13 protein-coding genes are annotated in these 11885 nt (G+C 41.8%); 4 read left to right on the forward strand and 9 right to left on the reverse strand.

Going from position 1 to position 11885, the window contains the following annotated elements:
• Positions 1–338: 338 nt before the first annotated feature.
• The 3 genes from PPRES148_RS04830 to PPRES148_RS11100 form a co-directional block, all read right to left on the reverse strand.
• Complete coding sequence (locus PPRES148_RS04830) at positions 339–1400, reverse strand: transposase (RefSeq protein WP_149453489.1); 1062 nt, start codon at positions 1398–1400, stop codon at positions 339–341.
• A complete protein-coding gene (locus PPRES148_RS04835) occupies positions 1316–1744 on the reverse strand; it encodes a hypothetical protein (RefSeq protein ID WP_149453490.1) in 429 nt (142 codons plus the stop codon). Before PPRES148_RS04835 ends, PPRES148_RS04830 begins: the two co-directional genes overlap by 85 nt.
• A gap of 105 nt (positions 1745–1849) precedes the next feature.
• Complete coding sequence (locus tag PPRES148_RS11100) at positions 1850–2011, reverse strand: hypothetical protein (protein ID WP_187820618.1); 162 nt, start codon at positions 2009–2011, stop codon at positions 1850–1852.
• Positions 2012–2520: 509 nt separating this feature from the next.
• On the opposite strand from PPRES148_RS11100, the gene PPRES148_RS04840 reads away from it, so the two are divergent.
• Positions 2521–2718, forward strand: coding sequence for a hypothetical protein (locus PPRES148_RS04840; protein WP_149453491.1), 198 nt, complete (start codon positions 2521–2523; stop codon positions 2716–2718).
• A 631-nt stretch (positions 2719–3349) separates the two neighbouring features.
• Here the strand turns inward: PPRES148_RS04840 and PPRES148_RS04845 are convergent.
• Entirely contained in the window at positions 3350–3919 is a 570-nt protein-coding gene (locus tag PPRES148_RS04845; protein WP_149453492.1) for a hypothetical protein, read from the reverse strand.
• Between the two features lie 341 nt (positions 3920–4260).
• On the opposite strand from PPRES148_RS04845, the gene PPRES148_RS04850 reads away from it, so the two are divergent.
• The 3 genes from PPRES148_RS04850 (at position 4261) to PPRES148_RS04860 (ending at position 6594) form a co-directional block, all read left to right on the forward strand.
• Positions 4261–4662 (forward strand): hypothetical protein, encoded by a 402-nt coding sequence (locus PPRES148_RS04850; RefSeq protein ID WP_149453493.1) that lies wholly within the window; start codon positions 4261–4263, stop codon positions 4660–4662.
• 230 nt (positions 4663–4892) lie between these two features.
• On the forward strand, positions 4893–5846 hold the full coding sequence (locus PPRES148_RS04855; protein ID WP_149453494.1) for a hypothetical protein: 954 nt from the start codon (positions 4893–4895) through the stop codon (positions 5844–5846).
• A complete protein-coding gene (locus PPRES148_RS04860) occupies positions 5770–6594 on the forward strand; it encodes a transposase (protein ID WP_149453495.1) in 825 nt (274 codons plus the stop codon). The genes PPRES148_RS04855 and PPRES148_RS04860 overlap by 77 nt, the downstream gene beginning before the upstream one ends.
• A gap of 274 nt (positions 6595–6868) precedes the next feature.
• On the opposite strand, the gene PPRES148_RS13290 is transcribed toward PPRES148_RS04860, so the two are convergent.
• The 5 genes from PPRES148_RS13290 to PPRES148_RS04885 form a co-directional block, all read right to left on the reverse strand.
• On the reverse strand, positions 6869–7159 hold the full coding sequence (locus PPRES148_RS13290; protein WP_149453496.1) for a transposase: 291 nt from the start codon (positions 7157–7159) through the stop codon (positions 6869–6871).
• A gap of 24 nt (positions 7160–7183) precedes the next feature.
• Positions 7184–7864: a transposase gene (locus PPRES148_RS04870; protein ID WP_149453497.1), complete on the reverse strand. Its 681-nt coding sequence runs from the start codon at positions 7862–7864 to the stop codon at positions 7184–7186.
• Positions 7865–8142: 278 nt separating this feature from the next.
• A complete protein-coding gene (locus PPRES148_RS04875; protein WP_149453498.1) occupies positions 8143–8451 on the reverse strand; it encodes a hypothetical protein in 309 nt (102 codons plus the stop codon).
• 1151 nt (positions 8452–9602) lie between these two features.
• The gene (locus PPRES148_RS04880) at positions 9603–10661 is read right to left on the reverse strand and encodes a hypothetical protein (protein ID WP_149453499.1); all 1059 of its coding nucleotides are present in this window, start codon (positions 10659–10661) and stop codon (positions 9603–9605) included.
• A 566-nt stretch (positions 10662–11227) separates the two neighbouring features.
• Entirely contained in the window at positions 11228–11764 is a 537-nt protein-coding gene (locus PPRES148_RS04885; RefSeq protein ID WP_149453500.1) for a hypothetical protein, read from the reverse strand.
• Positions 11765–11885: the final 121 nt, after the last annotated feature.

Below are 11885 nucleotides of genomic sequence, written 5' to 3' on the forward strand. Positions count from 1 at the left end.
GTGCGCGAATTAAAAATCAGTTGATTTGGTTTTTTCTGATATTAATTGTATTTAAAATAGTATGTATTGATTGCTAATAGTAAATTAATTGATTCTGTATAATATGTATAGACGATTTTTAATGTAAATAATAAATTGAATAGTATGAATGATTTGGGCCGGATACAATGAAACGTAACGCTTATGGTTAGATTTCTACTATAACCATGGGAACTTGGTTTTTGAATCCATATTTGTGGAAAGGAATGCCCTATTCCGTACATCTTAGCATGACAAATAGACCAGCCTATAGTGCCGGTTATTTTATGAATATTTTTAATTATGAGGTATATTAATCACTATATTGCATCCCTCCTTCTTATTCTTATAAATTTTACTATATATTCGGAGACTTGGGATGTGTTATACGCTACACACTTTGCGAACATTGTCAACCTAGCTCTCCGTTTACCACGCACCTTAAGTCGGCGGGCGCCATAGGCATTTTTGAGTGCGGAGCAAACGCCCTCAATGGCCGCACGACGATTCCCTGCTTCTCTGTATTTGGGTTGCTCCAATTGATCCCTTTGCTTTGCCGCTGAGTACGTTCGGTCGGTCAATCTTACGGTTCTTCCCCCCGTTTTGTTGGGTTTGCCAATGCACTGATCCGCAAAGGGGCACTTCTTGCAATCCTCCCTGTTGAAATAAGCCACACTGGTCCCGCTCCCTGGTTTTCCCCCTGGTTTGTACCGGCTGTTCTCGGGTTCCTTGTTTGCCGCGCATCGTGTAATTTCCTTTGTTCTTTTGTCTCGCACAAACGTGCTTGCCCTCAATTGATTGGGGTTCTCCCTTTGGCCCGTCATATTGGTGAAACATAGGGAAATACCCTTTGATTGGGCCAGCTCGCTGACCTCATGGCTGTAGTACCCTCCATCGGCACACAACTGCGTTCCATCATGGGGAACCCATGTTTCTATGTACTCCTTCGCAAAGGTCGTATCTGGATGCAGGGAACCTCTCAGATCAAAGAAGGAAATCAGGCTTATTCCCTTCTCTCCATCACGATCCTCTACGATCTGGCCGGAATATCCCCAACATTCCTGTTTGTTCTTCTTCCTGTACTGAGCATCAGGATCATAAGGGCTTTGTAGACTACCAGAACGCACCTTGGGGAGCATCCTGAGATTTCCTTGTTCATCCTCCTCCGTCTGTTCCCAGATCACCCTTTCCAGCAATGCATACTCCTTGATTGATCTGATTTCGTCATATTCGGAGGTGTAGTTCCTTATAGCCAAGCAAACTCCAACTAGCTCCGCAGTCCTATGATCCCTTGCTGTTACTCCTCTTTGGGGGAGGAGAGGAGGCTGATGGCCCAATGATTGCTGACAATCGATGTCTGTTTGTTTGCATCCCTTTTCCAAAAAGACCCCCACTCCGCGGGGAGGGGAATTTGAAGTTCAGCCGAGATACAAACCACATTTTTTGCCACCAGATCGATCACTTCATTACGGGTTAATTTCCTTATGTTACTGTTGATTAGTGTGCTATCCATTCTACGGCAGGTGGATATCATACCTACTATTGACTTTTGGAAGGTGGTGAAGTGCTGAAAGGAACCCTGTGTACCATTGCATCTTGCTTTCTCCTCGTATGCCAACAACCGTTTCCTGCCGTCATATAATGTCCTTCTACCTATAAGGGGCTTTCCTTTCTTCCCCCCCAGAGCTTCAAAAAATAGTCCCTCCCGTGGGAGACGTTCGATCAATTCCCTGTCGGTCCACCCGAAGGTCTCTTTAACGAACTCCATGGTTAGGGTAAAAAGGATATCCTTACACAGTTGACCAATCGTATTATGATAATCGGCATATGTTTACCTGTACCATGAAGCATGTTGCCTGTAATACTCGCAAAGGATTGCAAGTTTAATTTCTTCTTTGGTGGAACACCAGTGCCACTGATTCGCAAAGCATTCCATCCATTCCTCTACCTTTTTCAAATTCGACTGTTCCATGGTACAACGCCCTGGGATCATCTGTTATCAACCTCCTTTTTTATAGTATAAAGAGGATTGTATAGAAATAACAGATGGTTCTCAAGTTTCTTTGGCAGTAATTTTCAGGTGAAACATAAAAGTTGTTTCGAATGTACATGGGAGAAAGGGGTCACATCTTGTTTTGTGTATATATTTCAGAATATTATTATAAATATTGATGGCCCGGCCGTAATTTGGAAACCGAACTGCTATGGATAATATGATTTCTTAAAAGTATATATAATTATTTTTATGAATCCGCAAAGGATCATTCCCCATTTTTATTGGAACCTCAAGAAACAATTGTGAACCTTGTTAACCGCGCCAGCACCATACATAAAATCTTGTTCATTGATTCTTACTTAGAATACAGTCAGCACGGGTATCACGGCAGAGGGAGAACGGGATATCTTAGGTTTCACCCTCACCCATACCGGGAATATTGGATCCTATAATCAGCACGTAGGGAAGTTGAGAGAACAGAGTCTGAAAACTAACAAAGTGCGTATTTGTCACGACAAATGGGTATCCCGGCCTTTCCCGTCGTTGTACGCGGGCATTTCCCCCGCGATACAGTCCACCAACGGTGTTATGTCTATGCTATCCGTAACATCATGAAGGCTGCTCCCAGAAATCTGAAGAGGGAGACAGCAGAGAATGCCCCCTGTATCCCACAATCTAAAGATACAGAACAGGCATCGGAGTGATGGTTGGAACGTGGAACAAGGTAGTGGGGCAACCCCCCTATTTTAATCCCACCATAGAAAAATAGCCCTACCCCTCGCCCGTATGATGTCGAGGCTGGTACGGCAGAAAAACCAGCATGCGATAGGGAAAAACTTTGGGAATGATGAGAACGAACTAGGCTTTCGCTGTTGAGGGGTGCGAACAGCCCCCTCCTATTTACGTCTATAAGTATTACTACCCAAAAATTGGAAGCATCCCGTTGGGGGTATGAATTTCTGGACAGGGTTTTGGGGGAATAACACCAAATTTGGGATACAACCAAAAAGTGCGATGTGACCGATGATACTATGTGCAAATTCCAGTTTTATTCTACAGGGTTTGCTGGATCGGTCTACGATTGCACATATGGATTCATTTTATACGCCCATTATATTCATAATTATAAAAATAAAAAATATATTTTGTTAAATTATATGTAATGAGGCATAGAATAGATAGATAAAGATAGGTACAAGATTCCAGTTATGGCTTCGCAGAACATTTTTAAACGAATAAAAACCTGCCCAAGAAAAGAGCAGGTTTTTTGGCACGTGGAGGTGCCGTGCCGTACAGAAAATATGGGACGGTCCCCTTAGTCGACCTCTACCCGAGCTACGACAGCAACAGGTCGTAAATCAGGAATCTCATTACTATATCTACCGCCAGGGATATGAGAAGCACAAGAACCAAACCAAGAATATACTTAAAGATAAACTTATAACCAATATCCTTACCGCCAATATGAAAAGCGCAATAAAATCCTATTGAAGCCACGAATATAGAAATTAAAAACAACCAGTTTTTATGATGATCCGATAATGGAAACCAATTTGTCCATAATATCTCAAGCATAAAATATCTTATTATCATTCCTAAAATTACAAAAATAAACGATCCTACAAGGATTGCTTTTTTTCTCCCCAAGTAACCCGGAAATATAATCCCATTCATAATCCCAATTACAAGACTCGTAAGTACCACGTGCATAAAACACTTGCGTGCAGGGAATTGACCCCACCAAATCAATCCATCCCCATCCATAAACATGGATGTAATTATTCCCAATGCGCTGTTATGATTCAATTCAATCATAGTGGCCTGGATACTTGTAGTAGATATGAAGGAAATTACTAAAGTAGAAACAACAAACATCATTATAAACAATGCCCTTCTTGGGGTCATAATAAATAACACCCTCTCCCCGGATAAGAAGAAAAATCAAAATCGGAGCAAACAACTAACATGGCCAAGTAAATCTGACATCCCAGCCAAAATTTTCAGGGTCTCCGTACTTTAATTAATAATAAAAAAGACAACGGAGAGAATTGAATCAGCATACCCATACTGCAATGTTTTGCCCAGTATAAATGAATTTAAAATTGAATATGTTCCATTCTAAATATGAACCTGGAGTTTTTATTGTACTTTTCGGGAAAAATGAATAGTGTATAGACACAACGTTGAAATTTGTATGGGGATACCCTACTATGGATATGCTAGATATTTCTGTAGGAGGGACACTCATGATAACCAAAAAAGATAAGGGGATTGATCCTAATGTACCACGCCCCCCACTAACCAATGAAGTGGAACTGATAAGCCTGGAGGAAATAGAATCGGAGTATGAAGGTATGAGAACCATCCGATCTGTACTCAAATCAGTGATCGAAAAACCCTCACCCGAAACCCAGTGTTCCTGTAAAAAATCCCGAGAAAGAGGGCAAAAGTTCGTCAAAATAGGTTTTGGTAGCGCCCGAACCTTTCTTCATCCAAGATGCGGTCCATGGATTCAGGAGTCAAAACTAGAACCGCAACGGTGGAAATGTAAGTACGGCGCTACCGCGAAAAGGAACGATCCGACAAGTATCACCCGGGACGTTGGTTTCCAAAATTTGGTTCCCTCCCCGACCTATAATAAAATTTAATAAATATAGTAGTGTTATTTGATTGTACCTACCCTTTCACTCAATACCTTTTCAGGAAAAAGCACAGTACGATATTTCATAATAGACAGTTTATTTAGATTATTATGTATTAACCCATGATAATTAAATCTTGTTGGTTAAAACATGGCAAGATACAATAGAAAAGCCATCGATCCTTGTTGTATAATCTTCCTTATCCCAGAAAAAAATATAAGGAGATGAGAGAATCGATGGCTTCCCAACATTGTAACACAATACCCAATAACTATGAAACAGAGGAAACGGAAACTTCCTTGCAGAGTCGTATATTATCCATAGTGGGTCACCATCAACCTACCGATGTGGAGTTCATTCATATCCTCCTCGGCCTGTTTTTCACCGAATATGCATCCTTATACAGGGAAAGATACAGTGGTTACCACAATACCAAAGGCAGACCATGCACACATATACTCATACCATTGATTTTAGACATAATTAAGGAGGTTTTACGATGCAGCGACCGTATGCTGTTCGATCAAATCCCACGCGAAGGCCCTCTCTTTGAGGCATTGGGTGGTACAAAAGGTAAACCACTCATGGGCGAAAGAACACTATATGAGAGTCGAAATCGCCTCAATATCTATGAGGAAACTACAGGCTATAAGGTGAAGGAACAAGTCTACTCCGACTTCACCCAATTTATGATGGAGATCGCGGGTATGGACCCTAGTCTTTATCGGATGGATTCAACCCTTATCAACAGCTGTATTAGGAAACTGAGCCGCAACATGTTGATTTTCTCGGTGATTAGGATTGTAGTCCATACGATGGCCCGACTTGCCTTCCCCCTTCCTTCCGAATGGGAAATCTTCTTGCAACCCGATTGTAGGGTGGCCGATGTGAACGGAGCTCAGGCCCGTTCTTATAGATCCTTCCTCCTCTCCCCAGCGGATCACCCAACGGACAAGATGAAACAGAGGGCAACGCTACTAGAAATTTGTCTGGCCCTCAAAGACTTTGGGAACCCGTACAAGAAGTTCCAATCCACCCCAGCTCCATATACTGTTGCAAAGGGTAATAGGGGAGCAAACCGAGGAGGTTGGACAGGAAGGGCAAAAGAAACTCATGGTACGCTCTACTTTGCCATCAGGCAGTCTGCAAAGTCCCTTCGATCCAGATGCCCAAGGTCGTGTCAAGGGTAAGCAATTATGTAGAGGGTATGTTTGTAACCTTGTCGAGGCCCGTGATGAGGGGAAAGAATTGAGTATGATCACCCATGTCAATACCCAAGGAGCACTTCATTCCGATAAGGATTTTGGGATCGATTATATATCCAACCATGCACCAGGGGACGATAAGACCTTGTATTTTGACGGAGGATACAACTGTCATGAAGTAAGGGAAGCGGCTAAGGAACGTACGATCGATATACACCCAACCGATACGATGGGAAGAAAGGAGAATCCCAGTAAAAAAAGGGTAAGCGGGTTCAAGAGAGGGAAGAATGGAAGGATCGATCGATGTCCTGGTGGCAAAACTCCCGATTCCTCCACATACCAACCCGGGGAGAAGGGCAAGGGTAAGATGGTGGCCCACTTCTACGAGGGGACCTGCGAGGGATGTAAATTTGCCAAACAATGCGCTGCCAAAACCCTAAAGAGGGGAGGAAGGGTCCTGCGCACCACGGATCAGTCCTATTCAACGGCAGAACAACGAGACAAAATGGAGCAACCGGGGTACAAAGAGGAGGGTAATCGTCGTGCAGCCGTGGAGGGGGTTTGTTCTTCTATAAAGAATCGTTTTCAGGCTGCCAGAATGAAGGTGCGCGGTAAGATGAGGGTGGCACGGGCCATGATGGCAAAGGGTTCGGCTTATAATTTGATCCAGGTCGTTCGTTATCTTCAAAAGAAGATCAGGGAAAGGAGGATAAGATCACCAATAACTAAATAGAATTAAATATATAATACAATTTAAATAAAAAATAAAATTCGTCTTTATGTCGGCTTCTTTGGTGTGCGCAAAAGAGGCGAGATAGAAACCAGCTCCTATGATCCCTCGATGATCTTGGGGGTTCAATAAAAAATAATTGATCATACCAAATTTTCAGGAGTGCTCCTCCAGAAAAGGATATCTTTCAACCTCAAAGCATGTACGCCTGAAATACCCAAACAGACTGTTTTATATTGATTAAGAATATAAACATTTTCTAAATATATAATTTAATTTATAAAAATATTCTAATAAGTCTGATATTCTTTTTCGGCAGGGGCACCAGTAATTCATTAAGAATATTCCTCTCTTGATCGGAAAGTTCCTCCCAATCATTGTTCCATAGTAGGTCAAGGAACAATTCCTTTATGGTGGGGGCGAATCGCTTATCCCTAAGGGTGACTTTCAGAGGAGGGTGTAAGGTAAGATCCCTTATATTCTTGATGATGTGAAAGCGATCCAACACAATAAGTGCATTGGGAAATTCCGATAGAGCAAACTTGGTATAGGTCGGGGCTCGGTCCATGGCAATAACCGCCGGATCAAGTTCCTATAGGTGGTGATTTTGCCTCTGATCGCCCATGAGTTCCTCATATTTTCGCCCCTTTACCACAGCCAATACGGACCCAAGTTTTATATCATAGATATAACTTGCGTAGTTCTTACCCCTCCTCGTCGATGTATCATCTATACCGATAGTCAAACAACGCCCCTGTTCTCTGGCCTGCCTGATGGCCTTTTCCTCGAGCTCTTTTCTCTTTTTAGGAAGAAATTCATCAAAAAATAGGGTGGAACCTGTTCTCACCGGTATTCCATATAACCTTGCTGCTTTCGCCGCTGAAGATATAATTGCTGTTGACGAGAACATTTTCCTACAAAAATCTGCATATTTATTTCCCTTTCCTACAAATACATACACATGGTTGAATTTTTTCTCGCAGTAGGTACATTTCCATCGTTGGGGGTTCATAACGGATTCAATTTCCCATAAGCCAAGAATGCCGTGTTTTATTTTTCGTTCCTTGTCTAATCCTGCCTTTACAAATTCTTGTCCCAGGTTTCCCAAATCCTCACAGGAACACCTGATTCCCGGGGATGGACGGTTGGCAATGGACTTTAGGATATAACGAATCCTCATTTTGTCTGATTTTACGGGTTCTAATTTCTCTATTTCCACGATGTTCACCTCATCCGAAAAGGGGGGCCTTGGGAAATCTAGTTCTGTTTTCATCTCGACAACCCCTTATTCCCTGGTAGAGGGTGAGTTGCCAACTATTATAACATATAGAACTTAAATTTTATAAAAATAACGCGTATGTCTTACTGTGTTCCCGCAAGAATACATTGGAATACGGTGGGAGGGAATTCGAATCTAGGCAGATATAAATACAGAAACCTACCACGATACATTCGGTTTATCGAACCATGGTTCAACCCTCACTCCTGAGACTAAACCCCCAGGTCCGATATACGGCCAAGATCCGTAGGGTTGGCTCTGAAATGCCAACCCTACTCGACATTCCTCCCCTTACCATGACCTTGTGTCCATGTATAAGTAAAATTGGGCTGGCAATATGAGAGGTAAAAAAAGAGGCTAAATGCAGCCACTTGACTCAAAATTGGTGGATGACTTAGAAAAAGATAGGGAAAATGATTCCAGAGATACTCCCGAAGAAACAGCAAATGAGTTTGGTGAGTAAGCCAATATCCAAACACAATCAAAACAACTACACTCATCATTGCAGAATTACACCAACGGGAGGGATACCAAGGATGAAAGGGTCCCAAACCAAAACCCAATTGCCAGATTAAAGCCATCAGACTCCCATAACTTACTAAAAAACCCAGGACTACTGGCCATGTCTCACCCATGTACATACAGATGAGAGAAGTGGATGCGATGTACAATACCAACCACGGAATGCGAAAATATTTTTTATGATAATTACAATTATTATTAAAAGATGAACTATTCCTCCATTCTTTATGCCACGATAGCAAATAATGATCTAAAATCCGGCCATTCTCCCCTAAGGGCTGTGAACATTTTCTCCACATTACTACTGCAATCATGACTAACAAGGAAAAAATAAACAAAAGGGACCAAAAGACCAAGGAATAGGCAAAACCCGTGTTGTATTCATATATAATCCTCCTTAACACTCCAAGACACATGCCTATAACAATCCCCATCACTATGGTTGTAGTTCTCCTTTTTTTTGACAAAACATTATTATTGGGTATTCTTACTGTACTGATAGGATAAAAAACGGAAAGAATGAATAGGACAATATAGAAAGAAAGGAAACCCGGAACCGGAGCAAAACCAGATAAAGCATATCCTGTATTGGAGAAACCTGACTCTATCCATATGATGACAGGCAAAAATAATAAAAAATGTGGCAGAAAAAAATACAAGGTAAAAAGAAATGTTCTTTTCATAGCAATCTCCTCTGGAGTCGAGGGGAGAGAATTTCCCCCAAACCTTATCTGATTCCCATTACAATGTGATTTTTAAGAAAAAACCGTACTTCATGATCCTATCCGTTGGTAAGAAGAGGAAAATAAAAACCCGAAAATTTTTAACATAAAAATTATCTAAATGCGTCATAAATAGTAAAATTGGAATAACATATTTGAGAGAACAAGTACCCAAGATATAAAAACTACTCCCCCATAATTTTCTGAAATCTAGAAGAGGGGAGGACACAGATCTATAGATTTACTCTATACCAAATATACAATCTCACCTTGTAGAAATAAAACAGTACACACGATAGGGTCCTTCTCAGCAGCATACTGTTTATAGAGTGTGAGTTCTTCGAGGTTACTTCCCTTAAAGAGAGGACCCTCCATCCATTATTGTAATGCTAAATTTATCACTGCAGGGGCCTCTATCAACAGGATACCTTCCCTAAAGAACAGGACATCCTCACTCAGTACCAAATTCCAACAAAAACTCAACCAAGCTAATCGCAAAGCCCCCCACAAAAACGCCTGTGTGCATGACCGTACCCATAAGTCTTGACATATTCACAAGCTCCATAACAGCCTAAACCTAGAAGAGCCATACCCACAGGCACACGTCCCCACACTATACCTACCCTAGAGCACGCCCAGCCGCAGCCGCCACTACCAAGTGCAGAAACCATATCCAGTATTGCAGTGCAATTATGACACAAGCTCCCAAACTCAAAACGCTTGTTTCTGTTACGCCCATCCATTCCATTTATAACAGAATATTCAGTTAAATCTCTCTGAATGATCTCGCCTTTGTCATTCAACAGATTTTTATTCTCATCAAGGTGAAGAGATTCCACATTGTTTTCATCAAAGAAATAAAAGGACTTTCTGCCATTGTACGAAGTTACAGCTATCGTGGGTGTGGACACATCGTCAGCCCAAAGCCTCATAATGGACCCAACATTCTCCCCCGTTTCTTTATGGAGAATTGGGTAGGAAACAAAAAATCCAGGAAGGGGGAAACCCAATATTTCCTTGAATCCCTCGGGGACATGATCTCTGTCCCTCAAATCAACCCTAAAAAATTTAACATCTTCCACTTTCCCACTGATGACCCTATCCCTGTTCCACAAATATATATGTGCTCCAAGTTGCCGGATGGCCTCCAGGGACCGATTCACACGTTCTGTGTGTAAGTTCCGGTCGTAACTAGGTAACTGCGTGGGAGATATTTCATTTTCCTCGAAATAAGCCCCCCAAAAAGCAGTCATGTCACACGCCTGCTCAACAACCCCCTCCCTGGTAGGGTAATCGCCCATATTCTGAGGGATATTCGGTCCTACTCGACGCTCTTGATCACTAGATGGTGAAGATCCAAATGCAATAGCTTTTGCCGACGCCGCCCCCCCTACAGGAAAAAGGATAGCAGCAACCAGCGCGATAGCACCTGTCCCAGGCGACAATTTTCGATACAAGTTCCTGTTGAAGAACAAACTCGTCTCATCCCCTTCCTGGAAAAATCTACTTACAGAGGAATCGTAACTTGCCATTATGTGGTTTGTCAACTACGCAAAGGAACCCCCGGTTGCATCCGATCGGGCATGTAAATTATTTTGGAAACCTTGGGCACGTTCCACAAGACGTTTTGCGTGCCCTCCCTTGGGAGGTATTCATTCCCCCAGGGGTGTTTTTTTTATGTTTTCAGGCCTAATTTTACAACGCTTTCTTCGGATGGAAGAAGGGGAGATATAAGCTCATGACCCACGATACCTTTACCGCTCTACCAACTCCTATTTGCAGGGAAAAAATGGATGATATCCCGGTTTATTTTGCCTATGCAAAAGGGGTAAAATAGGGCTCTTGGCCAAACTTCGAACCCGGAATATCCTTGAGCGTTTTTTTCTACTCTGGATTTTAAGGATGAATTAGGTGGGGTCCACTTTTCCCCATAATTGGTTTGTTTATTTTGTTTATTCAGTTTATTATACACGAGCCCATGCTGAAAAACATCTGCCTCTATTAATTTATAAAATAAATAGAAACAAAAGTATTTGATTTTTTCTATTATGTATCTAAAATTATTGAATGCATTTTTATTTTATTTTATGTTTATTTAGACACTATATTAGTATTATGAAACATTCCGATAATTTACCTCCTGATCGTTTTCTAGGTGGCTATTGCGGCATACGATAGCAAGGTTCTCATAGTTCCTCCAAATCCGAACCCCAAAACGTTGGCGAAAGTCAAGCTTGGTGGCACAGTTCTTTCCCTCTATAAGGGCATTGGTAGCCTTGTCCCCCCGATGGTAATTTGCAATGGACTGCTGCCCACTCTGTAAACTCTCTGCACCTTTTATAATGTTATTGTGGTCGTGCTGTAACCCTCTCTTGATGAGGGCGCGCAGATTATTACCCGGAAATATAATCCCATTCATAATCCCAATTACAAGACTCGTAAGTACCACGTGCATAAAACACTTGCGTGCAGGGAATTGACCCCACCAAATCAATCCATCCCCATCCATAAACATGGATGTAATTATTCCCAATGCGCTGTTATGATTCAATTCAATCATAGTGGCCTGGATACTTGTAGTAGGTATGAAGGAAATTACTAAAGTAGAAACAACAAACATCATTATAAACAATGCCCTTCTTGGGGTCATAATAAATAACACCCTCTCCCCGGATAAGAAGAAAAATCAAAATCGGAGCAAACAACTAACATGGCCAAGTAAATCTAACATCCCAACCAAAATTTTCAGGGTCTCCGTACTTTAATTAATA

Origin of the sequence: Pasteuria penetrans, from assembly GCF_900538055.1 — a bacterium.
GTDB classification, from domain to species: Bacteria; Bacillota; Bacilli; order Thermoactinomycetales; family Thermoactinomycetaceae; genus Pasteuria; species Pasteuria penetrans.

Coding starts and splice junctions, on each gene's coding strand:
- PPRES148_RS11100 (WP_187820618.1), bottom strand. CDS start 2,011: ATGATCCCAGGGCGTTGTACCATGGAACAGTCGAATTTGAAAAAGGTA.
- PPRES148_RS04845 (WP_149453492.1), bottom strand. CDS start 3,919: ATGACCCCAAGAAGGGCATTGTTTATAATGATGTTTGTTGTTTCTACT.
- PPRES148_RS04850 (WP_149453493.1), top strand. CDS start 4,261: ATGATAACCAAAAAAGATAAGGGGATTGATCCTAATGTACCACGCCCC.
- PPRES148_RS04855 (WP_149453494.1), top strand. CDS start 4,893: ATGGCTTCCCAACATTGTAACACAATACCCAATAACTATGAAACAGAG.
- PPRES148_RS04860 (WP_149453495.1), top strand. CDS start 5,770: ATGGTACGCTCTACTTTGCCATCAGGCAGTCTGCAAAGTCCCTTCGAT.
- PPRES148_RS13290 (WP_149453496.1), bottom strand. CDS start 7,159: ATGGACCGAGCCCCGACCTATACCAAGTTTGCTCTATCGGAATTTCCC.
- PPRES148_RS04870 (WP_149453497.1), bottom strand. CDS start 7,864: ATGAAAACAGAACTAGATTTCCCAAGGCCCCCCTTTTCGGATGAGGTG.
- PPRES148_RS04875 (WP_149453498.1), bottom strand. CDS start 8,451: ATGGCTTTAATCTGGCAATTGGGTTTTGGTTTGGGACCCTTTCATCCT.
- PPRES148_RS04885 (WP_149453500.1), bottom strand. CDS start 11,764: ATGACCCCAAGAAGGGCATTGTTTATAATGATGTTTGTTGTTTCTACT.